19 protein-coding genes and 2 pseudogenes are annotated in these 24,432 nt (G+C 45.3%); 19 read left to right on the forward strand and 2 right to left on the reverse strand.

Features of this window, described 5'->3' with window-relative positions; genetic code table 11:
- Window positions 1-35 precede the first annotated feature (35 nt).
- From NIES593_RS11335 to hpsJ-A, 15 genes are all read left to right on the forward strand, one after another.
- On the forward strand, window positions 36-2,144 hold the full coding sequence (locus NIES593_RS11335; protein ID WP_073599672.1) for a nucleotide-binding protein: 2,109 nt from the start codon (window positions 36-38) through the stop codon (window positions 2,142-2,144).
- Window positions 2,145-2,148: 4 nt separating this feature from the next.
- Window positions 2,149-3,024, forward strand: coding sequence for an FkbM family methyltransferase (locus tag NIES593_RS11340; RefSeq protein WP_083602424.1), 876 nt, complete (start codon window positions 2,149-2,151; stop codon window positions 3,022-3,024).
- A 77-nt stretch (window positions 3,025-3,101) separates the two neighbouring features.
- Window positions 3,102-5,438, forward strand: a complete 2,337-nt coding sequence (locus tag NIES593_RS11345) for an FG-GAP repeat domain-containing protein (protein WP_073599673.1) — start codon at window positions 3,102-3,104, stop codon at window positions 5,436-5,438.
- Window positions 5,404-6,525, forward strand: coding sequence for a gluconeogenesis factor YvcK family protein (locus tag NIES593_RS11350; RefSeq protein WP_245817432.1), 1,122 nt, complete (start codon window positions 5,404-5,406; stop codon window positions 6,523-6,525). Before NIES593_RS11345 ends, NIES593_RS11350 begins: the two co-directional genes overlap by 35 nt.
- A 63-nt stretch (window positions 6,526-6,588) precedes the next feature.
- On the forward strand, window positions 6,589-7,818 hold the full coding sequence (locus NIES593_RS11355) for a class I SAM-dependent methyltransferase (protein WP_073599675.1): 1,230 nt from the start codon (window positions 6,589-6,591) through the stop codon (window positions 7,816-7,818).
- Window positions 7,819-7,898: 80 nt separating this feature from the next.
- Window positions 7,899-9,056 carry a glycosyltransferase gene (locus tag NIES593_RS11360; protein ID WP_073599676.1) on the forward strand — a complete coding sequence of 386 codons (1,158 nt, stop codon included), beginning with the start codon at window positions 7,899-7,901 and terminating at the stop codon, window positions 9,054-9,056.
- Between the two features lie 26 nt (window positions 9,057-9,082).
- Window positions 9,083-10,078, forward strand: a complete 996-nt coding sequence (locus NIES593_RS11365; RefSeq protein WP_073599677.1) for a glycosyltransferase family 2 protein — start codon at window positions 9,083-9,085, stop codon at window positions 10,076-10,078.
- Between the two features lie 38 nt (window positions 10,079-10,116).
- On the forward strand, window positions 10,117-11,235 hold the full coding sequence (locus tag NIES593_RS11370; RefSeq protein ID WP_073599678.1) for an acyltransferase family protein: 1,119 nt from the start codon (window positions 10,117-10,119) through the stop codon (window positions 11,233-11,235).
- A gap of 93 nt (window positions 11,236-11,328) precedes the next feature.
- Entirely contained in the window at window positions 11,329-12,540 is a 1,212-nt protein-coding gene (lhgO, locus tag NIES593_RS11375) for an L-2-hydroxyglutarate oxidase (protein ID WP_073599679.1), read from the forward strand.
- Window positions 12,541-12,593: 53 nt separating this feature from the next.
- Window positions 12,594-14,171 carry a VanZ family protein gene (locus NIES593_RS11380; protein WP_073599680.1) on the forward strand — a complete coding sequence of 526 codons (1,578 nt, stop codon included), beginning with the start codon at window positions 12,594-12,596 and terminating at the stop codon, window positions 14,169-14,171.
- A 474-nt stretch (window positions 14,172-14,645) separates the two neighbouring features.
- Window positions 14,646-15,830, forward strand: coding sequence for a class I SAM-dependent methyltransferase (locus tag NIES593_RS11385; protein WP_073599681.1), 1,185 nt, complete (start codon window positions 14,646-14,648; stop codon window positions 15,828-15,830).
- Window positions 15,831-15,959: 129 nt separating this feature from the next.
- Window positions 15,960-16,400 (forward strand): PEP-CTERM sorting domain-containing protein, encoded by a 441-nt coding sequence (locus NIES593_RS11390; protein WP_217651882.1) that lies wholly within the window; start codon window positions 15,960-15,962, stop codon window positions 16,398-16,400.
- Window positions 16,401-16,628: 228 nt separating this feature from the next.
- Entirely contained in the window at window positions 16,629-17,480 is an 852-nt protein-coding gene (gene crtA, locus NIES593_RS11395) for a cyanoexosortase A (RefSeq protein WP_073599683.1), read from the forward strand.
- Window positions 17,481-17,491: 11 nt separating this feature from the next.
- A complete protein-coding gene (locus NIES593_RS11400) occupies window positions 17,492-18,154 on the forward strand; it encodes a cyanoexosortase A system-associated protein (RefSeq protein WP_073599684.1) in 663 nt (220 codons plus the stop codon).
- 43 nt (window positions 18,155-18,197) lie between these two features.
- Window positions 18,198-18,950 (forward strand): HpsJ-like protein, cyanoexosortase A-associated, encoded by a 753-nt coding sequence (gene hpsJ-A / locus NIES593_RS11405; protein ID WP_073599685.1) that lies wholly within the window; start codon window positions 18,198-18,200, stop codon window positions 18,948-18,950.
- 27 nt (window positions 18,951-18,977) lie between these two features.
- Here hpsJ-A and NIES593_RS11410 read toward each other — a convergent pair whose 3' ends face one another.
- A complete protein-coding gene (locus NIES593_RS11410) occupies window positions 18,978-20,723 on the reverse strand; it encodes an alpha-amylase family glycosyl hydrolase (protein WP_073599686.1) in 1,746 nt (581 codons plus the stop codon).
- Window positions 20,724-21,879: 1,156 nt separating this feature from the next.
- On the opposite strand from NIES593_RS11410, the gene NIES593_RS24120 reads away from it, so the two are divergent.
- Window positions 21,880-22,032, forward strand: a complete 153-nt coding sequence (locus tag NIES593_RS24120; protein WP_175561101.1) for a GUN4 domain-containing protein — start codon at window positions 21,880-21,882, stop codon at window positions 22,030-22,032.
- Here NIES593_RS24120 and NIES593_RS25555 read toward each other — a convergent pair.
- Window positions 22,028-22,230 (reverse strand): annotated as a pseudogene (locus tag NIES593_RS25555) (transposase); the annotation flags it as partial. The gene NIES593_RS24120 and the pseudogene NIES593_RS25555 sit on opposite strands and share 5 nt — an antisense overlap.
- Window positions 22,231-22,310: 80 nt before the next feature.
- Between NIES593_RS25555 and NIES593_RS11425 the strand changes: the two are divergent.
- The 3 genes and pseudogenes from NIES593_RS11425 to NIES593_RS24595 all read left to right on the forward strand — a co-directional run.
- Window positions 22,311-22,628, forward strand: a complete 318-nt coding sequence (locus NIES593_RS11425) for a DUF433 domain-containing protein (protein ID WP_073599688.1) — start codon at window positions 22,311-22,313, stop codon at window positions 22,626-22,628.
- On the forward strand, window positions 22,625-22,942 hold the full coding sequence (locus tag NIES593_RS11430) for a DUF5615 family PIN-like protein (protein WP_073599689.1): 318 nt from the start codon (window positions 22,625-22,627) through the stop codon (window positions 22,940-22,942). The genes NIES593_RS11425 and NIES593_RS11430 overlap by 4 nt, the downstream gene beginning before the upstream one ends.
- A 227-nt stretch (window positions 22,943-23,169) precedes the next feature.
- A pseudogene (locus tag NIES593_RS24595) lies at window positions 23,170-23,343 on the forward strand (RNA-guided endonuclease TnpB family protein); the annotation flags it as partial.
- Between the last annotated feature and the right edge of the window lie 1,089 nt (window positions 23,344-24,432).

The raw sequence follows: 24,432 nt of genomic DNA on the forward strand, positions 1-24,432 counted from the left end.
AGCTTTTTTAGTTTTTTTAGCAAGGAATAGCGTTGATGAAATTGCACGGACGAAAGCGATCGCAAGTGACGGTCGCCTATAGCGATCGCCTAACCGACTCGTATTCGGATAATCTGCCTGCTGGAAAAGTGATTGGTACTAGCAGCCCTGGCGGCACTATCCGCAGGGGCGCAGACGTAGAAAAGCAGATCGCGATCGACAACGGTGCGTTGCGATTTCAAACCCTGATAAAACCTGGCTGGGGAAGACAAGGCATTGCTTACGGTCCCTATGCCCGCGTCAATGGATTAGCTTTCTCAGTCTTTCTCCTTAACGGGCACAATACTTCCGAATCTGAAAATATCGGACAGCGTCTAATAACGCGGTTTTGGCGCTGGATTCGTGGCAGCGAGACTGAGAACCCAGCGTTGCGACTCCTGCGTTGGCTTGGCTGCAAACACAAGCAGCAAACCCTACGGGTTTTCCTGTGGTGGATTCGCAACCATAAAAGAGTTAAAACACCTCGTATAGATGAAAACCTGGCAGTAGGTTGGTTTCCCGATGAAGTTCCCTCTAATCCCCTAGTACAGGGAAATGGAGCGATCGTTCATGCAACGGGACCGGAAAATGGAGAGCTATGGATTCGCGTTGGTAACGAGCTGCTCTCGACCTTTAAGGGATTACAAAACCTCCCAGTATATTACATCATTATTCTGCGCGAGAAGGGCGCAGCCTATTACGCCGCCTCTGTCCCCAATGCCCATGGTCTGGCCGCCTATCCCAATATGCGTCCCCTGGCGATCGATCCGTTCAACGACGATGCCACCGTCTATGCTGCCCTCTATCAGAGCGTTTTAGGACAGGCAGGTTTCCGGGTCGATACGCGGGTTTATAGCGCCCATGTAGAGCTAGTTCCAGAACTGGCTAGTTGGTATGGCACCGCTCATGTAGCCGATGACCTGATTGGCGAAGGATTATTGGCAGGATCGCCAGCAGAAGTGGGCGGTGCTTGGAGCGTGTATCGAGGCAGTTACGGATTAACTGCCAACGGCGTCAGATCCTTGCAAACGGATAGCCTAGCTGTCCTTAAACCCAGCGCTCCTTCCGGGCTGATCCACGCGATTATCGAAACGCCAGCGATTGTAACTACGTGCGGTTTTCTGTGGCGCGTTCGAGACAAAAACAACTTCTGGAGTTTTCTCATCTCAGGCAATCGGTGTCAGCTTCAGATTCAGGAAAATGGCATCTCAAATGTGGTAGCAGTTAGCGATGAATGGTATCTAGCGCCTAACACCACCAACTCGGTACAGATATTGGACGACGGCGAGACATTTGGTTTGTACTTAAATGGCAAGCAGGTATTTAACACCTGGTTCGCCGATACGCGCTTGCAAGAAGCCACGGGAGTTGGTCTTAGTACGGTCGAGGCAAACGAAAGTCTCTACATTCGCCACTTTGAAGCTCACCCGCGCAGCCTTTTGATTCCCAGAGGTCTCGATCTTGGCTCTCCTTGGATAGCACAAGGGACTCAGGTGGTTGTCAGCGATGATTTTGACGGTGCAGCTAGGAACTTGGAGCGAAAAACGACCAGCATTGGAAACAAAGTCTGGCACAAGGAAATTGGTCGGGGCGCGATCGCGCTCAGTGGAAGTGGCACAGCCAAAGTCCAAGCAAACGCGCAAAGTCCCAATCCAGGACGAACGGCTTATACTATCGCCTGGGATAACCCTAACCTAGCCGATTTGCAAGTAGACATTACTCCCCCAGGCACCGACCGAGGTCAGGGGCACAAAAGTCGTGCTGGGTTGATCTTCTGGCAGGACGCTAACAACTACATCATCGTTAACAACTGGCTGGATGATTTTTACGGAGGTGCATCCGTTTCGTCTTTCTTTTATCTCGATGGTTTCGAGGAATTATATGACGCGGTTTGGACAAATGTTGGCAGTCGCATTTATTGGGGCGTGCCCTATACTCTGCGCGTCGTCTTTGACGGAATGCATTACATGGCTTTTGTCAACGGCGAGCCAGTCCTATATCGTGCCCTGACAGATGTTTATCCCGATACCCCACGGCTCGCTATTAACCGCGTTGGCATTGTTGCCAACTGGGAATGGGGAAATGATACGGGCAGCCTATTTGATAACTTTATCGCCAAGGTCTAGAACAATGAGATTGAACGACTCTCGCTCTTTGCTCAAGCGACTCCTAGGCTATCTTTTAAGACTTCTGCCACTAAGTTGGATCGAATGGCTATGTCAATTAGAGTCAAGCCCGAATATTCGTCGCATTGCTCGCTTAGGCTTGAGGAATCGGGACGTAACTCTCGGTAATGGCGTAGGGAAAGGACTAAAGTTCAATGCGGCTGAGGCTAATCCAGATAGTGCCCTCGGTATTTATGAACTGCCCATGCAGCAAGTGCTGGCAAGCCACCTCAAGCCAGGGGACACTTTCTATGATATTGGAGCCAATGTAGGCTTTTTTACCGTTCTTGCCGCTAAGCTAGTTGGTTCGTCTGGACGAGTTTACGCCTTCGAACCCGTTCCAGAGAACGCCGATGTTATCCGACACAATGTCATACTCAATAACTTCTCTAATGTCATTATCTTGGAGAAAGCGGTTTCTGACTCGACAGGCAAAGGCAAACTGCTGCTAGCCGAACACCCCGGAGGTCATACTTTATCAACAGTAGGTATGCCCCCCGATCTGAAAGGTTCGACTACTGTTGAGTTGGTTTCTATTGATGACCTAGTGACACAAAAAACAATAACTCCTCCCTCAGTGATAAAAATTGATGTTGAGGGAGCAGAACTCGACGTTCTTCGCGGCACGTTCCGAACTCTTGAAGAATTTAAACCTATCCTTATTTATGAGGTAGATGATAGCGATCGAGAAGCTTTTATGCGCAAAAGTCAAGAAATTGAAACTTTTGTGCGATCGCGCGGATACACGATCGCCCATCTAGAAGAAGCTTATTCCAACCTAGGATGGTACGTCGGACACGCGATCGCAACCCCAGCGCGAACAGAATCCGTCTCTCGATAACCTTCGCTCGCTCCTTGAAGAGGAATCAATTCAGGTAGCGCTCATAAACTCTATGGCAAAATGGACGAGCTAAAGCCATGAAATGGAAACGAACCGCTATTTTCATAGGAATCGTAATTCTAGCAGCGATAGCAGTCATTCAATTTCGCCATCCCAGCGATCCTGCTAGCCATCTGGTTGACGGCAAAGCGATCGCGTCCGATAAATTCGGTCACAAAGTCATCGACCCCTCTCCCCCTTCGGGTTCCGATTGCTGCCTAGATATACTAGCCATTGGAGATATTGACGGGGATCGCAAACCCGATGTTATGGTGGGGTCTGAAAAATCGATTGGGGCGCTATGGTATCATTATCCATCCTGGACTCGTTATCCCATCGGCGATGGTGACTTTACTACCGACGGAGACATTGCCGATCTAGATAGAGATGGAGACGGAGATGTGGTCATCAGTTCCATCTCCCGCGACGCAATCGAATGGTGGGAAAATACGGGCAATCCCTTTGAAAAATCCGGTTGGGTTCGCCACGAAATCGGTTCGCAATTCTCCCACGACCTAGCCGTTGGAGATCTTAACGGCGACGGACATCCAGATGTTGCCATGTTCAGAAAAGACGAACCCAGACAGCTAACTTGGTTTGAAGCACCTGCCGATCCGCGACAACCCTGGACTCGTCACGAGGTCGATACGCCGCCTGGAGAGGGATTGGATCTCGGAGATATCGATGGAGATGGCGACTTAGATATTGCAGGCAGTGTTAACTGGTACGAAAATGAAGACGGGAAAGCGATCGAATTCAAGAAGCATCCTTTAAATATTGCTTCTTGGGGACAAGAAACGCGGGATATCATCGCCGACATGAACGGCGATGGGAAAAAAGATATCGTACTCAGCCATGCCGAGGGAGACGGCAGAGTTTCCTGGTTTGAAAACCCTACCTGGAAAGAACGCGCGATCGAGCCTGAAGTTCTCAAGGGCGCTCACAGCCTAGAAGTCGGCGATTTCGATAAAGACGGCGACCCCGATGTTTTCGTAGGCGAAATGAATACTGGTGGCGGTCGGATTAGGGTTTATTTGAATGCTGGTAATGCTCAAGGCTGGAACCGCCTCACTCTCGGCACTGGGGGGACTCACAATGCTCGCATTGGCGATATTAGTGCCGATGGCGACTTAGATATCGTCGGCAAGAACTATACGGGTCCAAAAGTGGTAGAGATGTGGGAGAATAACGCCGCCAAAGCCAGTAAGGGGGTAAGTCTCGGTCGATGGACCGAGATTCAGGTAGACGATCGCAGAGGGGTCTACAGTCAAGGAAAATATTTCGGCGCGCTCAATCTGATTCGAGATAGCGCCATCAAATACTTCGGTTTAGCCATGGGAGATATGACGGGCGATGGCTACGGGGATATCGTATCGGGACGCTATTTTTACCGCAATCCGGGCACAGATATGACGGGGGATTGGTCTCGCGTCGATTTTCCCATCAACGTCGATGCCATGCTGGTTGTAGACGTAGATGGCGACGACAAAGCCGATGTCATTGGAGAAGCCCTTCCAGACGTTTATTGGTTAGAAGCGAAAGATACTCAGGGCAGTTCTTGGCAAGCGACTAAAATCGGCACGATCCCGAAAACCGCTCACGGAAACGGACAGGGCTATCAACTCGCCCAGATCGTCGCCGGGGGCAAACCGGAAATCCTTCTAGCGGGCGGAGAGGAAAAAGGTGAAATTTACTACTTTCAAATCCCCAACAATCCCAGCGCGGGAAACTGGCCTCGCACCTTAATTACGAACGAAGCTAGCGAAGAAGGGATCGGCGTTGGGGATATAGATGGCGATCGCGATATCGACATCGCTGCTGGGGATATGTATACTGGAGGGGACAAAATTGCCTGGTGGGAAAACCCAGGCAACGGTCGAGGAAATTGGCTCAAACATAAGATCGGCACTGTCGAGCACTGGCCCGACCGCTTTGCCATAGCAGATATCAATGGGGACGGGCGCTTGGATATCGTCGTCAGCGAGGAAAATGAGGGCAAAGAACCCAACGCTCATGTTTATTGGTTCGAGCAACCCGATAATCCCACAAATCCCAATTGGTCGCGCCATCTAGTAGCAACTCAGTATACCACCAATGCTATGGACGTTGCCGATATGGATAAAGATGGAGCCGCAGACATCATTACTGGCGAACACCGAGGCACAAAAATCGTCGCGATTTGGAAAAACGTCGATAAGGGTTCTGCTTGGATTAGACACGTGGTTTCTGTTGGCAAAGAAAGCCATCTAGGAGCCAGAGTTGCCGATCTCAACCGAGATGGAAATCCAGAAATCGTCAGTATTGCCTGGGACGACTACCCCAATCTTTACCTTTGGCGCAATGATGCCAAAGCCTCGCCAAACCCATCCGACTAACTTTATCGATCCTTTCATGAGTGAGAATATCAAGCCCAAAATTGTCATAATCGGCGGGGGTTCTGGCGTAAGTACCGTACTGAGCGAGTTGAAAAAAGTCGCCGATGTTACTGCCGTCGTCTCGATGATGGACAGTGGCGGCAGTAGCGGTCGGCTGCGAGACGAACACGGAATTCTACCTCCTGGCGACGTTCTCAAATGTATCTCCGAGTTGTTGCCCGATGACGAGTACAGTCAAAAATGGCGCGATTTGCTCAATTACCGCTTTCACAAAGGGGAAGGACTCAAGGGACACAGTTTAGGAAACTTGATCCTTGCCTCTGCCTATGACTGGGAGGGCGGCGCTTCCTTTGGGATCGAAGCCATTTCTCAATTATTAAAGATCCAGGGTCGCGTTTTGCCAGTGACGCTCAATGACGTGAATCTGATTGCCAAATTAAACGACGGCAGCGATTTGATCGGCGAATCTTTAATCGACCTGCGTTCCAACTTCGAGCTAGCGATCGAATATATCTATCTTTCCCGCCGCGCTCAAGTTTATAAACCAGTCGTGCAGGCGATTCTAGAAGCAGACCACGTTATTATCGGACCGGGCAGCTTGTTTACCAGCATTCTGCCCAATTTTTTGGTAGAAGGACTCCCGGAAGCCTTAAGGCAAACGACCGCGCCGAAAACCTATGTCGTCAATCTGGTGACAGACCCATCTGAAACCAATGGCTATAAAGCCTCTGATTTTATTAAAAAAATAGAGGAATATTACTGCGACGGAACTCGCATCGATTACGCCGTGGTGAATGTAGAAGCGATCGATGAGAGGCTGAGTCGCCTCTATGCAAAAGAATATAAGTTTCCCGTCGAGCCAGATCTCGAAGCCTGTCAAAAACTGGTCGCTAAAAAGGTCATTAGCGGCAATTTGGTCAAAGGCAAAACTATCTTGCGGCATAACAGTCAGCGCCTGGCAGAGATTCTGCTGGCTTACTCAAAACCCCTCGCCGAGGAACATGCAGATGCGAAGAGTTACTTGCAGATTAAATCCTCAGCCTTGAATAGCGAACTAGGCAACAGATATGCGCAAGCTTGTGTCTGATGCTGTCGCAAGCGATAGTAAAGACTTAATCCCAGTAAATTAATCACTTACAAGGAACTTTAGATGATTCAACAGCCATCAGTCAAAAATTCCGCCTTAAAAGAAACAGCTTATTCGGCAGACCATCAATGTCCGAACTGCACTCATCAAGGACTGTCGCTTTTTTATGAAGTGCGAAACGTTCCCGTTCACAGTTGCTTGATGCTATCCACCCAGCAAGAGGCGCTCGATTTTCCTTGCGGCGATGTTGCTTTGGGATTTTGCGATCGCTGTGGCTTCGTCACAAACGTGCTATTTGACTCCAAATGGTCGGCTTACGCGCCCAACTACGAAGATCAACAAAGTTTTTCGCCCACCTTCAATAAGTTTGCCCTCGATCTCGCCAATCGCCTAATCGAAAAATACGATCTGCGCGACAAAGATCTCGTTGAAATTGGTTGCTCCAAGGGGGATTTTCTTCTACTTCTATGCGAATTGGGCAACAATCGCGGCGTTGGGATCGATCCGAGTGTCGTCGCGGGCAGAGTTAAGAGCCAAGCTGCCGATCGCGTTAAATTTATTCAAGATTATTATTCACAAAAGCATGCCGAGTACGTCGGCGATTTTATTTGCTGTCGCCACACGCTAGAGCACATCCATCCTACCTTTGAATTTATCAGAACCGTGCGCCGTTCCATCGGCGATCGCGCCAACATTCCCGTCTTCTTTGAAATCCCAGACACGACCCGCGTCCTCAGAGATATGGCTTTTGAGGATATCTATTACGAGCATTGCTCTTATTTCACGCCGGGATCGCTAGCTCGCCTGTTCCGTTCTTGCGGTTTTGAAGTGACCGATCTCTATCGAGACTACGGCGATCAGTATCTCATGATTGAAGCTTTACCCGTCGATCTTCCATCTGACAAAACCCATCCTCTAGAAGAAACCCTCGAACAAATGAAAGAGGACGTACACTATTTTGCAACCAACATTAAAAACAAGCTGGAAACATGGAAGCAAAATTTAGAACAGTGGCAAGCACAGGGACAACGAGTAGTCGTCTGGGGTTCGGGTTCTAAATGCGTCGCTTTTCTGACGACCCTCAATACGATCGATAAAATTCAATACGTTATCGACATCAATCCCCATCGTCACGGAAAATTTATTCCTGGCGTGGGCAAAGAAATCAAGTCGCCGGAATTCTTGAAAGAGTACCAACCGGATCGAGTCATTGTGATGAATTCCATTTACTGCGATGAAATTGGGCAAATGCTAAACGAAATGGGAGTCGTCACAGAAGTCGTTCCCCTCTAAAAAGCCTAAACTATACTTCTATTTCTGCACGAACCGAGGACCCCTCACCAAATAACAACGAGCTACTTTCTCCCAAGGATATGAATATTTATCTCTATCTCAAAATGTTCCCACCCTTTGGCGATGGTGAGGCGATGAATAATGGCGCTGTCAAGTACGTAAGCGGTTTCGCTGCCGGACTGGTAAGCTGCGGCGCTCAAGTGACAGTGTTGTGTGAGGGTTCCCTCTCGCGGGATGCGAGTGATAGTTCCTATCAAACCGACGCAGGCTACGAAATTAAATGGTTTGCTAATCCTAGCAAACACATGAGTTTTAACATTTCTAACGGTTTGCGGAACTATATTCAAAACGATATGAAATCGGGGTTGGTAGTAATTAACGGGATTTTTCACCCTAGCGTTTATGCCATCTCCCGCCTACTTGCTCGCCAAAATATCCCTTATATCGCGTCGCCGCTCGATCCCTACCACCCTTCTATTTTTGCTAAAAATGCTTATCTAAAGTGGCCCTACTGGTATTTCCTAGAGCGGCGAATGCTCAAGCAAGCGAAAGCCATACAACTCTTGGACATTCGCCATACCGAATGGCTGCATCGTCTGGGAGTGCGAACTCCGACGATTGAGACTCCCTGTAGCTTCTCAGCCGAAAATGTCCCGCCTGAGTCGGCGTTGCAGTGGCGAGACAATGATGAAGATCCCCAAATCCTCTTTCTCGGTCGCATAGACGCTCACAATAAAGGACTCGATTTGCTGCTGGATGCATTCGCCCAAATTTCTGAGGCGACGAATGCTCGACTGGTCATTCAAGGACCGGACAATGGAGACAGAAAAGCCCTAGAACAACGGGCTGCCGAGCTTTCAATCTCACAGAGAGTTTCTTTTTTGGGACCCGATTTCGATCGCCGTGCCTCGTCAATTGCAGGAGAGTGCGATATCTTCTGCATTCCTTCGCGTTTTGAGGGATTCAGCTTGGCAGCGCTCGAAGCCATGCTAGCGGGTCGAGTCTTGCTAGTTTCAGAAGTGGCTGGCATCGCGCCTCACGTCAAAGCAAGTGGGTGTGGCGTTCTCGTCATGCCAGAAGTCGCAGCGATAAAAAAGGGTTTGCTGGAGCTAGTAGCGCTTCGTCCCCAGTGGCGAGACATGGGTCTGCGCGGGCGAGACTACGTACTCAATAATCTTCAATGGAATAAGATTGCCTCTACTGCCTTAGAGCATTATCAAAAATTAATTCATCTATAGAGAAAAAAGCGAGGAAAAATAATATAATGAACAATTGGAAACCACGAGTTAGTATGGGGATTCCCGTCTATAATGGCGAGAATTTTTTAAGGGAAGTTTTAGATTCGCTTCTGGCTCAAACTTTTGAAGATTTTGAGTTAATCATTTCGGATAACGCCTCTAGCGATCGAACAGAGGAAATTTGTCGAAGCTATGCGGCAAAAGATAAGCGCATTCGCTACCATCGCCAAGAGATAAATCGGGGTCCGGCATGGAATTTCAATCGAGTCTTTGAGTTAGCCCAGGGCGAGTACTTCAAGTGGGTAGCCCACGACGATATCTATGCCCCAGAGTTTTTAGCCAAGTGCGTCGAAGTCCTCGATCGCGACGATTCGGTCGTGCTGTGCTATGCAAAGACTAAGTTTATCGATTCAGAAGGGAAAATTCTCAAAGAATACGATTACCAGATCGCTACCGATTCGCCACAGCCAGCAGAGCGCTATCGCAGCCTGGTATTAGTCAACCACAGGAAACATGCCGCCGTTGAAATTTTTGGGCTGATCCGTAGCGATGCCCTTAAGAAAACCCCGCTTCTCGGTTACTACGCCCGTGGGGATAGCGTTCTCCTAGTTAGACTGAGTTTGTTGGGTAGATTTTATGAGATTCCCGAATATTTATTTTTTAACAGAGATCATTCCCAGCGATCGGTCAAAGAAAAGCAGGTTCAAATCGCTAGAGGAAGAACTATAGTCGCCAAATTTCTTGGCATGGGACCATTACCGCCTACAGAGTGGTTCGATCCGTCGAGAAAAGGAAAAATTGATTTTCCGGAGTGGAGACTTTTTTATGAATATTTCATCTCTGTAAAATCTTTTCCACTCGCTGTAAAAGAGCAAATCTCTTGTTATCTATACCTTGGCTATTGGTTGTTTAAAAATTGGATGAAGTTAGTGAGAGATTTATTAATAGCCGCAGAACAGCTAGTGAGAGCTTCCTATAAAGCGCAAAAAATCATTGAAATATCTCTAGAAAAGAGATTTTAAAAAACTGGCAATCTTTAAAAAAAGTAAGCTATACTAATATGAAAAGTCTAGTAAAAGTTCAGGCAAATACAGAAAAGATAAAGACTTTTACCGAGGCTTTCGATCCTAGGGAAAATAGTCTTGGCTTTCTCCGTTTTTTTCTGTCAATTCTTGTACTCTTCTCTCACAGCCATTTAATTGGTAAGTTTGATTTTAATACCGAATTTTTATATGTTTGGAGTAAAGGAGAAAAAGGATTTGGAGATTTTGCTGTTGATGGTTTTTTCGCTCTTAGTGGTTTTTTGATTACCGATAGCTATCTTAAAAACCCTAATATTTGGCGTTATCTCTGGAAACGTGGATTGCGAATTTTCCCAGGATTTTGGTTCTGTCTTTTCGTGACTGCTTTTCTGATTGGTCCAATAGTTTATTTTTTCGACCATCACGATTTAAGATATTTCTTTCTTGCTCAAGAAGGTCCATTTAGCTATGTTAAAAATAACTTCTTACTAAAGATAAATCAAGAAACAATAGCAGATCTTTTTAGTAATAATGCTCAGCAGTGGCCGGGTCCAATAGTTAATGGTTCTCTCTGGTCTTTATTCAAGGAATTACAGTGTTACTTGCTTGTACCAATACTTGGTATCTTAGGTTTTTTTGGAAAAAATAAAACCGTTTTTCTGAGGTTTTTTGTTGTATTTTTGCTTTTATTTTTTTCTAGAGATATTCACTTAAACTTTTTCAATTTTACTTTATTTTTTCCAAGATTGCTCATATTCTTTTTGGGAGGAGTTTTATTTTATTTATACAAAGACAAAATTCCTGTTAAATCTACAATCTTTTTGGTTTTATGTCTAGCAATTTTTCTGGGATTTCGCTTAGGATACTATAATCTTATTGCCCCCTTAGCACTTCCCTATATTTTGTTTTGGCTAGGGATCTATTTACCTTTTAGTAGGTTTGAGAAATATGTTCGTGGAGATTACTCTTATGGGACTTACCTCTATGGATACCCTTTACAGCAAACCCTTGCTTGGTCTGGAGTTAGTAGACATAGCCTTTGGCTATTTTTCATTTTCTCAGTAACACTTACCCTACCATTCGCAATAATAAGTTGGCGATATATTGAAAAACCCTGTTTACTTTATAAAAACATAAATTTACCTAGTTTTCGATAACAAAAGTGACTGAGTCGATATCAGTAATACTCGGTTAAGATTGAAGTCTAAAAAATTTAAATTTTTATACCATTTCTAGGAGTCAGATTACCCGTGTTTGACTTTGCCATTATTGGTGGAGGAATTGTCGGATTGTCCGCAGCGATGGCTTTGGGACAACGCTATCCAGATGCCAGAATTTTAGTTTTAGAAAAGGAAAGCGATTGGGCGGCTCACCAAACTGGAAATAACAGCGGTGTCATTCACTCTGGGATTTACTACAAACCGGGCAGTTTCAAAGCTAAATTTTGTCGCGACGGCTGCCGATCGATGGTTGTCTTCTGCCAAGAGCATAACATCGCTTATGAAGTCTGCGGCAAGGTAATTGTTGCCACCGAAGAGAAAGAGTTACCTTTACTAGAAAATCTCTACCAACGAGGACTAGCAAACGGCATAGAAATCGCCAAGATGAGCGGGGAAGAAGTCAAAGAAATCGAGCCTCACGTCAGTTGCTTGGCGGGAATTCGAGTTTACTCGACTGGAATCGCCGATTATAGGCAGGTTTGTCAAAAATATGTCGAGCTAATTCGCGATCGCGGTGGGGAACTGCGCCTCAACACCAGGGTTGAAAAAATTCTCGAAACCCCGCAAGGAAAAGTATTGGAAACTAACCAAGGCACCTTTACGGCTAATTTTGTCATCAATTGTGCCGGACTGCATAGCGATCGCGTGGCTCGATTGGGTCGCGTCAATCCCCAAGCCAAGATCGTTCCCTTCCGAGGCGAGTATTACGAGCTAAAGCCAGAAAAACGCTATCTGGTCAAAAACCTGATTTATCCCGTTCCCAACCCCAATTTTCCCTTCCTGGGAGTTCATTTTACCCGCATGATAGACGGAAGCGTCCACGCCGGACCAAATGCCGTACTCAGCTTCAAGCGAGAAGGCTATAAAAAGACCGATTTCGACCTGTGGGACTTTCTCGAAACCATGACTTACCCCGGTTTGTGGAAACTGGCTGCCAAACATGCCGATGAAGGGATTAAAGAGATCGTTCGCTCTTTCAGTAAAGCTGCCTTCGTTCGCAGTTTGCAACGGCTCATTCCCGAAGTGCAGTCCGACGACTTGCTCCCAACTCATGCAGGCGTTCGAGCGCAAGCTCTGATGGACGATGGCAAGCTGGTGGATGATTTTCTCATTGTCGAGGGTCGCAATGCTTTACACGTTTGTAACGCTCCCTCGCCAGCAGCGACTTCTTCGCTCGAAATCGGAAAGGAGATCGCCGAACGAGTTCCCGCACCGCAGCATTTAAAGATAGCGGTTGGCTGAGAGCCAATTGCTAAACTTGAGAATGACTTCCTAGCATAATCTTAAAGCAGGCTATGAATCCACACGATCGTCTTACCGGATCTTCTGTCGCCATTATCGATCGACTGGTGGAGCGATGGACTCCTGCTCTAGTAATTGGTAGCTTTTTGTTGGTGCTGGTCGCCACGCTGTACCCCTTTAACTTTTCGTTTCAACATGGGATCTCGATCGAATTAATTACCCACAGTTTTTACCATCCCAGTAATTCGGGCGATCTGGTCAGAAATATCCTGTTGTTTGTTCCCTTTGGTTTTGGAGCGACCTGTCTGACGCAGAGGCTCAAGCTGGGATCGATCGCCAGTTTTTTAGCCGTCGCGATCGCCAGTACTGTTTTATCGGTGACGGTCGAGATCCTTCAGGTATTCATCCCTTCGAGAGCGCCTACGATCGCAGATATCGCGACCAATAGTATCGGAGGCTATTTGGGGTTTGTCTGTTTTTACCTGTTGCAGCTTATCCCCCTCGGTTTTGCCTGGGCGATCGCCAAAAGAAAATGGCTTCTCTCACCCAAGACATTAACAGCGGGGTTCATCGGCTATTTCAGCCTGATGTGTCTAATCGCGATCGCCCTACAGAATACAGTAAATCTTAGCAATTGGGAGTCGAGTTTTCCGCTGTTGCTGGGCAACGAGCAAACGGGGGATCGACCCTGGCAAGGGTATATTTCTCAAGTTGATATCGCCGACCGCGCCCTTTCTAAAGCAGAGATAGCCCAAATTTTTAACAATCCAAATGGCTTGACTCCGCTTGAAGACGCGGCAATTGCCTCCTATCGCTTGAGTGGCAAAGGCAGCTACGCCGATCTAAAAGGAAATCTTCCCGATCTATCTTGGCAGGGAAAACCGTCAGACTCTGAAAACCGAGCAGGGATCTTTCTCTCTGACAGTCACTGGTTGCAAACAGTCGCTCCTGCCGCCGCGATCGCGCAAAAAATCGGCGCAGCCTCTCAATTTACCATTGGAATCGTTCTGGCAACGGCTGACACGAGACAGTACGGTCCTGCGCGTATCCTTTCCCTTTCAAGCGATCTTTTTCAGCGCAATTTTACCTTGGGGCAGGAGGGATCTGACTTAGTGTTTCGCCTGCGAACGCCAGTCACGGGAACAAATGGTAACCATCCCGATTTCGTTGTAGCCAATGTATTTTCCGATACTGATTTCCATCGTTCGATCGTTACCTATAATGGTGTGACCCTTCGCGTTTATGTCGATCGCGTCGAACCTTTTTCGTCTCTCGATTTGACTCCAGAAATTGCCCTGTCTCGATATGTATTATGTTTTTTGGATGGTTGGAGCGTTAGTCTCGATTCTTTGAGCAAAAAAGCTTATAATCTCTTTTACTACGGGCTGATTTTCATTCCTCTGGGATGTTTTCTAGGACTTATTTTAACAATCTCACGGGGAGATATTCGGTTTGCGAGCGCGATCGTTGTAGGAGGAATCCTTTTCCCAGTTGGGATTCTAGAAGGCATTTTAATGGGTGGCAGCGACAGGTCTGCAAGCTGGGAAAACCTGCTACATAGCCTGATAATTTTCTCTGCCACCGTGGTCTTAGTCAAAGGAAAAGCCGCGTCTTGGTTGGCAAGCAGTTAGCCCAGGGCGATCGCACTCCAGTAGACAGAGAATAAATTCTCTGTCAGCAATGCTAAAGTCTCTCTTACCTGAGATCTTGCACCAGTCTCAATAGTCCGCCCCTCGATGTTCGATCGCTGCTTCATATTTAGAGTCGTCTAAAAACGACTGCATAAGTGTTTGAGTCGATTTTAATCGACTTAGTATATGAGACGGGGAATTAATTCCCCGGCGATTGGCTTGATAGTTGGGGGACAAGAAATTTATACTATTATTTCTAAAAAAGAATGCTCAAGGAAAAAGCCTTACACCCCGAGTCGCTGACTAATTGCGAACTGATAATTGCCAACCGACGCGGACTCCCACGAAGTGGAGGAGCATCAGCGAATTAGTATTATTTCTTGGTGCGATCGAGTCACAATGAGATAACTCTGCGTTAGCTAAGCGCTAACCGCTAAAAAATATTATGCATTTTAGATGAACTGGAGACAGAAAATGAACGAGTTAGCCGATCGCGTCTGTGCTGTTTGTGGGTCTCGGGATCTAGAGTTATTTTTTGAAATGTTGGACGTTCCCGTCTACTGCAATCTCTTGTGGACGGAACGAGAAGCTGCTCGGAACTGTCCTAAGGGAGATATCAAACTCGCTTTCTGCCATAGCTGCGGCTTCATTACCAATGTGGCATTCGATCCAGCCAAATTAGGCTATAATCGAGATTACGAAAACTCTCTACACTACTCGCCTCGGTTTCAGCAATATGCCGACTCCCTCGCTGCTGACTTGGTAGAGCGGCATCATCTCTATAACAAAGACATTATCGAAATTGGCTGCGGCAAAGGAGATTTTCTGATTTCTCTGTGCGAACTGGGCAATAATCGCGGCATTGGTTTCGATCCCAGCTATGTGCCCAGAAAGGAACATGACCCCCTAGCCGATCGCGTTAAATTTATTCAGGATTATTATTCGCAGCAATACAAAAATTATCAAGCCGATCTGATCGTTTGTCGGCACACCCTAGAACACGTCACCAATCCTGCCGATTTACTTGAGCCGCTGCGACAGGCGATTGGCGATCGCCTCGATACCCCTGTTTTCTTTGAAGTTCCCAACGCACTGTATACTTTTCGCCATCTCGCGATCTGGGATATTATCTACGAACATTGCAGTTATTTCGTGCCGACTTCTCTCAAACAAACCTTTTCTCATTGTGGGTTTGTACCGCAGGAAGTTCGTGAAGTATTTGACGGACAGTTTATTTGTTTAGAATCCCTACCAGCGAACGGACAAATTGCTAGCAGCGATCGCGCGGATGAAATCGAGGTATTGTCAAAAGATATTGCTAACTTTAAGACAAAATTCGATGCCTTAGTGGAAACCTGGCGAGAAAAACTGGGAAAAATGGCGCGTTTGGGACAAAAAGTCGTTATTTGGGGAACTGGCTCAAAGGGAGTGACTTTTTTGAATCTCCTGAACGTCGGGAACGCGATCGAGTATGCCGTCGATATCAATCCTCGCAAACAGGGAATGTACGTGGCTGGAGAGGGACAGCAAATTGTCTCGCCGGAATTTCTGCGATCGGATCGACCAGATGTCGTCATCGTGATGAATCCAATCTATGAACGCGAAATCCAACAGGCGATCGCAGATTTGGGCTGCGATGCCGAGACGATTTGCGTTTGAGTTTCAATTTTAAAAATATACTTTTAAGGAAAACGGCTAGCGCTTGTTGAAGAAGGAATAAATAAGTACACTATTCGTCTCCAAACTGAAGCGAAGTGTAAAATTTTAAGCGTAGTTGAGGAGGAAAACGTGAACAAAACCCGTATTTTGATGACTTTAACAGCAACAGCAGTAGCACTAAGTCTCACACCGGCAGCCACATACGCCGTCACAGTAGGTCAACCATTCTTCCATCCAATGCGAGAAGACATCTTCTCGGATTCGATGATAGAAGATCCCTCTGCGGATATGATGGGATTCAATTTAGCCCAATTATTTGAAACCCATTTTTCTTTTAAAGCTCTCAACGTAACTATAGCAAATAGCTCGACTGTAGCATCCGACTTAAGAGCCAGATTCAGCTCGACTGCAACTCGATCGGCTGTAGCCAATGAAGCTATCGGAGACGATCTCCAACCCGTCCCCGAACCCTTCACTATCCTTGGCACAGGTTTAGCTCTGGGATTCGGAGGCTTGTTGCATAGAGAGTATTCGAGGAAGCAAAAGACATCGAAGCAAAAGACTCAATGAAAAGGTTTCCTGTTTCCCCTAAGAGGACATCCCAAAAGTCCATTTTGTTATTTCCAGTGCAGGAGAACGTAACGAAGAATCTATGTTTAGAGTTGATATACTCAGATGTTTCGCTACGCTCAACATGACGAAGTGCTTTTCAGGCTCCGCCGTGAGACGGTGGAGTATCTTGCACATTTTATACTTTTGGGACAACCTGTAAGATGACAGAGCTACCGCGACACGTACATGAAAGCAATCCTCTTTACTCGGGTTAGATACCTAAAAAACTTCCAATTCTGGCTATTGGGGATTGCAGCAGGCCTAATCGCCATTCACCTGACGGTGACTTGGAGATTTGGAGATATTAACCTGCTGGGCATCGCTGTTTTGTTTTGGCTGGCTGTCTCGTCTTTAATCTGGAGAAAGCGTAGTTGTCTAAATTTAGACAGTGATGCGCTATCTAGCTTCCTGGGTGCATCGATCGTGGCGGTCGTGCTGCTAAAGAGTACATCTCTAACTGGCAGTCACTTCATTCGTCTCTCACCTTTCATGTCTGCCGTCGGTCTTGCCCTGCTTGCTTCCGGTTTTAAGGGACTCAAGCAATACTGGCAAGAACTGACCGTTCTCTTTTTTTTGGGCGTGCCTCAAGTAATCCTATCGTCGCTATCGATCGATCCTTCCTTAATCACGGCTCGATATGCTGCTTTTATCCTTTGGTATTCGGGCTTTGAAGTCTCTCGCCAAGGAGTTTATATCAGTCTCCCTGGGGGAGGTGTAGAAGTCTATCCTGGCTGTTCGGGTTTGGAAAACATGACCTACTTGCTAGGGCTAGCAATTCTTTTTCTGGCGATGTTTCCCATGAATTGGGGACAAAAAATCCTTGCACCCATCGTTGCCGTCACCCTGGCTTTTTTAGTCAATGGATTTCGAGTTGCTTTCATGACCGTCCTAGCCGCCTCCTCCCACCCAGAAGCCTTTGAATACTGGCATAAAGGCAGCGGTTCTCTCATGTTTTCGCTGATTGCCGTGCTACTTTTCGGTTTATTCTGCCTTTTCTCGATCCGACAGCAGGAACCCGTCAAGCGGGATACGGCATAGTTCTGGGAGCGATGATGTTCTGGAAACCAATCCGATACTCGTTTTTAGTCGTAACGTTTGGAGGTGTCCTGTTCGTTTTAGGAAAGTCAATCATAGCTCCGACGATAAGTTACCGTACCATTGCCGACTCCTTTGTTTTTCCTTCAAAAGTGCCCTTACCAGGATGGCAGCCTCTAGCAAGTCGCCCCTTGACCAAATCTAATTACGAGTTTCCCAAATTAGTTACTGGAAGGCACTATCGATATCAACAGAACGGTTTGAATCTCGACATTGAAATGCGTTATTTTACCGCTACTAATGGAGATGTCAGAATCTTTATCCAACAGTATGCTGGGATTGAGCCATCTCTTGTCGTGCGCCAGCATCAGGAGACAGGCTTTTACGGTCTTTTTGCACGCCAGCAGAGAGCTTACCTGAGCGCCTGCATTAACCGACGCGGCGGTAGTACAGTGACTACCAAACAGTTTGAACAGAATCGCTATCTCTACGACATCAGCTTGAATCGTCTATTACCTTGGTTACTCGGTCAAGAACCCCTCAGAGACAAGCGCTGTCTGTGGGCACATTTATCCATTGCCGTGCCAAATGTTTCTTCTGAAGCTGCCTATCGGGATCTAGAAAAAATCTGGGTTTCCTGGTATAACTGGTGGAATCCACGCTTTCCAAAGCCATAAATTCGGGTTTACTCAAACTTTTGCGAGCGTAATTGTCAAATTAATGGCTAAATCATCCACGAACAAACCAACTGACAAACTCACTGAAACCGTAGACGAACTATGGCAGTTTAGTTCTGGTCTATCGCGTTCTCTTAATCTTTTGCACTGGATCGGTTATGGCTTCTTGGCATTAACGTTGTTCGACCTAGTTGAAATTTTTGTGCCGTCACGCTTTATGAATCCCGTCTGGGAAATGCAGATGTTGGGCGCGCTAGTCGAACAAGCTCCCGTCCCTTTAATTGGGTTAGCGCTGGTGTTTTTTGGAGAACCCAATCTACGGGCGAGATGGGAGCGACCTATCTTAAAGTTTTTGTCTTGGTCGGCTTTGTTGCTGGCGGTGCTGTTTTTTTTGCTGATTCCTTTGGGACTGTTAAATACTGTAAGGCTCGACCGACAGATCGATAAGGAAATCAGTGCCCAGCTCGATCGGGATATAGCCCAGTTTCAACAAGTTAAATCCCAATTGGAATTGGTTCAGACACAAGAAGAGCTGGAAAAGCTCGTGAGCCGCCTCGACAGTCAAGCGCTGGCTCAGGAGGTGAAAAATGCTCCTCAATTGGAAGAGGGAAAAAAACAAGTCGCTTCTTCGATCGCTATTGCTCAAAGAAAGATAACTGTCGAGGCTGAGGAAACGCAAGCTAGCCGACAGCTAACCCTACTCAAGAAGTCGGTCAAGTGGAACTTGGGCGCTCTCATCTGCGGGGTTTTGTTTCTGCTGACGTGGCAGGCTACCTACTGGGCAAGACTACTATAATTTTCTGGTACTTAGCCGATCGCTCGATTAAAACTTATTAGTAATCCAAGCACATTGATAGGGCTTGAGGGTAAATTTGTCGTGGAGATTTTCAATTGGATGCCCGCTTAGGAGATCGCACCAGGGATCGATAATAAATAAATTTAAGTCGGAGAGACGCAGTTTTTGAGTGCGATCGCTCAAATTATTAATGCAGAAAATACTTTGATCGCGATAAATGCTTTGTCTCCAGAAGACGAACAGCGCCTTATTTAAGGGATGCAAAGTATATTGGGTTGCATTGGGATGAAAGGCGGGTTGTTTGCGACGAATTTTGATGCGTCGGCTGAGTTCTTTTAATACAATTGACTGAGGAGATTTGGGATTTTTTAAACGTTTTTCTAACTCTTCATAATCCCATTTGTAGCGGTTAATAGAGCGATTTCTTCCGTTTTTTTCCACGCCGTCAAGGTGGTTGGGCGTTGCCAATAAACTATGAATATAAAAAGCCGGAATTCCTTCGAGGGCTAGCATAATCGTTTGCGAGCAAAGAAAGCGCTGAATTTGCCATTTATCTTTACCTTTAGCAGTACCTTGCATCGCGTCGAAGAAAGAAATATTGACCTCATAAGGAACTTCGGTTCCGTCGGATTTCTTTCTCATGCTGATTTTGCCGCCGAATTCCTGCATCTTTTCTAATAGGGTTTGATACTCGTCTTCGTATAACAATCCTTCAGTAGGACGCAGACCAATTCCATCGTGGGAAGCGGTAAAATTGAGATACGCACACCCAATAGGTGCAGGAGGCATGCTCATCATCCAGGTTTTTAAATGATCGGATTTTCCTTGTAATAAAGCATTCAAAATGAGGGGAGGGAGGCTGAAATTATAAATCATGTGCGCCTCATTTCGATTGCCAAAATAACTCAGATTTTCTCGGTTGGGGACGTTAGTTTCCGATATTAAAGCTACCATCGGATCGAGCATTTGTACGATTTCCCGTAAAAGCCTAATAACGGTATGAGTTTCTGGTAAATGAATGCAGGGAGTGCCAATTTTTTTCCAGAGAAATCCTACGGCATCGAGTCGAATATATTTTGCCCCTTTCTTGATATAGAAAAGAATAATTTTGACGTACTCCAAAAAAACCTCTGGATTGGCAAAATTAACATCGATTTGGTCTTCGCTAAAGGTTGCCCAGACATATTTTTCTCCCTTAACTGTGCTGACTTTAGCTAGCAATGGCGTACTGCGAGGACGAACGACTTGAGATAAATCGGTAGCGGGATCGACTTCGATAAAATAATCGCATCCCGGCTTAATGCCTTGCTTAAATTGCTCAAACCAAGCGTGTTGGCTGGAAACGTGATCGATGACGAGATCGACCATTAAATTAAATTTTCCAGCAATCCGTTGAATATCTTCCCAATCTCCTAATTGCGGATCGACTTTGAGATAGTCGATGACAGCAAACCCATCGTCGGAACTGTAGGGGAAAAAAGGCAGAATATGAACGCCTGTCAGCGTATCTCGCAAGTGTTCGTCTAAAAAGCGATCGAGCGTAACTAAGGGTTTTTCGCCTTCTTTGAGGATACTATCTCCGTAGGTTATGAGTTGAACGTTATTTTCCGTCCATTTATTTAAATTTTCATCGACGCGATCGGCAAAATGTTCTTCGAGGAGATAGTACAAACGCTCTAAAAAATGAGCGGCAGTTTTTTTATCGTAGAGAGTTTCTAGGAGAGGCTTGACTCGGAGGGAAAAATATTCAAATTGCTTGTTAGCTTCACTCATTACTCAAAATCGTTACGCTTTAGAAGAAAACGTTAGCAAGGTGTGATAACTAAGTTGTTCGGTAAGAACTTTTTAATATAGTCCTTATCTTTGCAGCTAAAGTTGCGATTATACCAAGATAGCGGCTGGGGAGATTTTTGAGAACGACGATAGAGAGAAAACCTTTTGGAGAAGTACTTTGTCCTAACTTTTGCGGCGGGTAGCATTCCTCCTCCACTCGAAAGGATGGGGATTCTCGCCGCTTTCCTTGTGAGTTACCTTTAATGGTGCTTTGCCAAGCTTGCGCGTGTCATTGAAATTCATAGGCTCCCTTAAGTTGCTAAGGTCAAACGAGTATCTTATCAGAGTTACTCAGACTACTGCACTTGCTTGACCCTTTCGCTACTATGGCGATCGTTTAGACATCGTTTCATTAATTTAAACTCGGTAGGGACACCGAGTTTTTCTTATGCTTGTATAAAATTTTTACATACTGAAAACGATGTGTCAGCCGATGTCATGAGAGACTAGCTCGATTTAAGAGGACATCCCAAAAGTTCATTTTGTCATTCCCAGTGCAGTAGACGTAACAAAGAATCCCTGTTTGGAGTTGGTATACTCAGATGTTTCGCTTCGCGATCGCTACGCTCAATATGACATTCTCTACTTTTTAGACAACCTGTAAGAATAAATCAATCGTTTTTAAGGTAATTTTATATTTTTCTTTTTTTTCTATAATCTCTCCCTTCCTAAATTTACATATTTATTCTTCTATCTAAAGTGACATTTTTTCTTAAAAATACGATTTATCTAAAGAACTAATCGAATACTGATAATAGTAACCGTAGTAAACTCATTTAGGATGGGCAGATGATAAAGCTAAGTTTTAAATGAATAAACAAGAAACTAGAGTTAGAGGATTTTTAATCAGATCGCTAAACTTAAGCGATCGCAAATCTAAAATTCAAAAACTTCAACAAGCTCGACGAGAATTCAAAAACAAATCAGGAAAAAAAACAAGCAAATTTATTTCTCGTGCCCGACAAAGAAAGGCTTGGAATCTCGAAGCAATCGCCTTGTATTTAAACTTCTCTATATCGTTTTGGATAGAACTCAAGAAATACTATTGGCTTCAATAATTGGTTTTGTTATATTAATTTTGTTGGTTGCTTGAGAAGTGGCTCAGGTAGAAGGAAATATATTTGTCAGGGCTATTTCATTGTGGAAAGTCATGTGTCAGACGGCTGGTAGGACAAGCGAAGGATGGCTGCGAGAAGAAGATATCGATAACTTTCCCTGTGAAGATTTACGCATCCTCAACCAACTCTAGCTTCACTGAGGTAGTGGACGTGGTTGCTCATGATACAGAGAGCATACAGTTGAAATTAAACTTGTCTCTGGCTCGTTTGAGGGCGTAGAGGAACACCTCACGGCATTCATGACGGATTAGTTTGAATTCTCGGTTATTACAGCGGACTGTGACGTGATAGCAGTAGTTGGGCTTGAGGTCGCGGGGTTTTCGAGGCATCTTTCTAAATAAGCAGCGTTGTTTTCATTTTTTTGCGATCGCCCATAATTGAAATAGAATCTACTAACCAGGCAGTAACCATGACTCTCACAGCGACTGAGTACAAACATATAGTGCTTGACGATCGCAAAGTTCCACTCATTGCTGGAACTACCATGAAAGTGATTGAATTAGTTACGGGCCAGATTGCTCATGGCTGGAGTCCTGAAGAGCTTCAGTTTCAGCATCCTTACTTGACAATGAGCAAAATTCACTCAGCACTAGCGTATTATTGGGATCATAAACAAGAGCTAGATGCCGATATAGAGCAGCGAGAGCAATATGTAGAGCAATTGCGACAGCAAGCTGGAGAATCTCCCCTAGCTAAGAGACTCCGTGCTAGAGAATTAATTCAGTGACTATTGCTCTGTATATGGACGAACATATCCCTCGTGCCATTACAATAGGCTTACGCTTACGGGGTGTTGATGTCTTGACAGTTCAGGAAGATGGACTTGCAGGTACGCCAAATCCAATTTTGCTTGACCGAGCTACACAACTTCAAAGGGTAATATTTTCTCATGACCAAGATTTTCTGGTTGAAGCTAATCGTCGCCAAACTGAGGGCATTGATTTTACAGGTGTCATTTATACCTCGCAACTGTCCATCTCTATTGGAGACTGTATACGGGATTTAGAAATTATTACTCAAGCAGCTGAACTCAAAGATTGAGCTAACAGCATTTCATATTTACCATTATAAATGCTCAGTCTTACGAGAATCTGCCAAGTCCTTCGCTGCTAGAATTCGAGGTTACTGGGGAGTCGAGAACCGGGTTTATTATGTACGCGATGTGACCCAAAAAGAAGACAAATCTCGCATTCGTATTGGTTCTCTCCCCAATTTATGGGCAGTGGCGAGGAATTTAGCTATCAATTTATAGAGCAGGGAGCAAAACCAACCTTAATTTCTATCAGTTAGAGCCGATTAAACGAGTTCGTTTAGTGCGTAGAGCTGATGGGGACTACGCACAATTTGCCATTGATATAGATGTTAGGATAGAGACACAGCTTACATTAAAGGCTGTAGGGTTGGATTTGGGCTTACAATACTTCATTGCCGACACTTCGGGAGTAACGATTGAAACCTGACGGGGTAACAACAAGGCTAAAAGGTTTGCTGTATAATGTTCATAGCCCTGAGTCCTTTCTGATAAAATGGTAACTTATTGAGATTAAGTCTCATCAATTCTTCTACCCATCGCTCAACAAATTCTCTGGTTATTATCCAAACATCCCCATATAATCCAATCCAAAAATTACTATTTCTCGTCAAAGATTGTTGGATTTTTCTCTCTCGACCGATATATTTCCGTTGTCCCTTCGACTTAATCACTAGACCTTTTAAGGTTGAACAGGTATACGCGATCGCTATCAAGAACACCAGGCGAGTTAAGCGCTCAATAGAAGCTTTTGAGCCTTCTAAATTATACCCACCCGTTTTACAATCCTTAAACATTGCCTCAATACCGGAACGCTGTTTATAAGCTTTGAGGGCTTCTTCTAAACTAGGAAGATTGGTTAGTAAATACCATGCTTATTTTTCAACTTTGCCTCGATAGGCTCGTTTCCAATAAGCGGCAATATAAGCTTTTCCAAAACCATGAGCTTTAGTTAGTTTAATTCCCGTAAAAAATCTTTTCATTTAGATCGGCAGAGCGCGTCGTTCTATTATGACCGCTATGACGAAGAGGTTTTTATCTTTCCACTGCGTTCTATCTATGGCTAGATACAGTCGTTAACCTAACTTAATTTTCCGTTGAATCACCGCTTCAATTATAGGAAACCAGATTAGGGGAATACTGAGAGCAGATAATTTTAAAAATCTTTGAATGTGACGACGACGGCTCTCAAATAATATTGGTAACGGAAAATGCGCTGCTAATCATTCAAGTTTGACTTGTTTGTGAACTTGTAGTAGCCATACTAAAATTTCTAAAGTTAGTAATTGTGAATAAGTCAGTTGATTTTGTAAACTAATACGATATAATTCAGGTAACATTTTTTTGAGTCGGTCTTGCTAATAAAATCTAGACCGATCTTTTTTTACCATAAATCGCCCTAAGTCTGTTAGCGTCAGGTTTTCCTGGGGGTTGTCACCCCGTCAGGGCAAGCGAGTTAAGAAGTCGCTATCGACTAGAACTCATGCTTGCCCTTGCGGAT

The organism is Hydrococcus rivularis NIES-593, assembly GCF_001904635.1.
GTDB lineage: Bacteria > Cyanobacteriota > Cyanobacteriia > Cyanobacteriales > Microcystaceae > Hydrococcus > Hydrococcus rivularis.

What these genes read in the sequence shown, in the direction of transcription:
- NIES593_RS11370 (WP_073599678.1), top strand. Translation starts at nt 10,117, where the DNA reads ATGAAAAGTCTAGTAAAAGTTCAGGCAAATACAGAAAAGATAAAGACT.
- crtA (WP_073599683.1), top strand. Translation starts at nt 16,629, where the DNA reads ATGAAAGCAATCCTCTTTACTCGGGTTAGATACCTAAAAAACTTCCAA.
- NIES593_RS11380 (WP_073599680.1), top strand. Translation starts at nt 12,594, where the DNA reads ATGAATCCACACGATCGTCTTACCGGATCTTCTGTCGCCATTATCGAT.
- NIES593_RS11345 (WP_073599673.1), top strand. Translation starts at nt 3,102, where the DNA reads ATGAAATGGAAACGAACCGCTATTTTCATAGGAATCGTAATTCTAGCA.
- NIES593_RS11335 (WP_073599672.1), top strand. Translation starts at nt 36, where the DNA reads ATGAAATTGCACGGACGAAAGCGATCGCAAGTGACGGTCGCCTATAGC.
- NIES593_RS11410 (WP_073599686.1), bottom strand. Translation starts at nt 20,723, where the DNA reads ATGAGTGAAGCTAACAAGCAATTTGAATATTTTTCCCTCCGAGTCAAG.
- NIES593_RS11350 (WP_245817432.1), top strand. Translation starts at nt 5,404, where the DNA reads ATGATGCCAAAGCCTCGCCAAACCCATCCGACTAACTTTATCGATCCT.
- NIES593_RS11355 (WP_073599675.1), top strand. Translation starts at nt 6,589, where the DNA reads ATGATTCAACAGCCATCAGTCAAAAATTCCGCCTTAAAAGAAACAGCT.
- hpsJ-A (WP_073599685.1), top strand. Translation starts at nt 18,198, where the DNA reads ATGGCTAAATCATCCACGAACAAACCAACTGACAAACTCACTGAAACC.
- NIES593_RS11340 (WP_083602424.1), top strand. Translation starts at nt 2,149, where the DNA reads ATGAGATTGAACGACTCTCGCTCTTTGCTCAAGCGACTCCTAGGCTAT.
- NIES593_RS11385 (WP_073599681.1), top strand. Translation starts at nt 14,646, where the DNA reads ATGAACGAGTTAGCCGATCGCGTCTGTGCTGTTTGTGGGTCTCGGGAT.
- NIES593_RS11365 (WP_073599677.1), top strand. Translation starts at nt 9,083, where the DNA reads ATGAACAATTGGAAACCACGAGTTAGTATGGGGATTCCCGTCTATAAT.
- NIES593_RS11425 (WP_073599688.1), top strand. Translation starts at nt 22,311, where the DNA reads ATGACTCTCACAGCGACTGAGTACAAACATATAGTGCTTGACGATCGC.
- NIES593_RS11400 (WP_073599684.1), top strand. Translation starts at nt 17,492, where the DNA reads ATGATGTTCTGGAAACCAATCCGATACTCGTTTTTAGTCGTAACGTTT.
- NIES593_RS11360 (WP_073599676.1), top strand. Translation starts at nt 7,899, where the DNA reads ATGAATATTTATCTCTATCTCAAAATGTTCCCACCCTTTGGCGATGGT.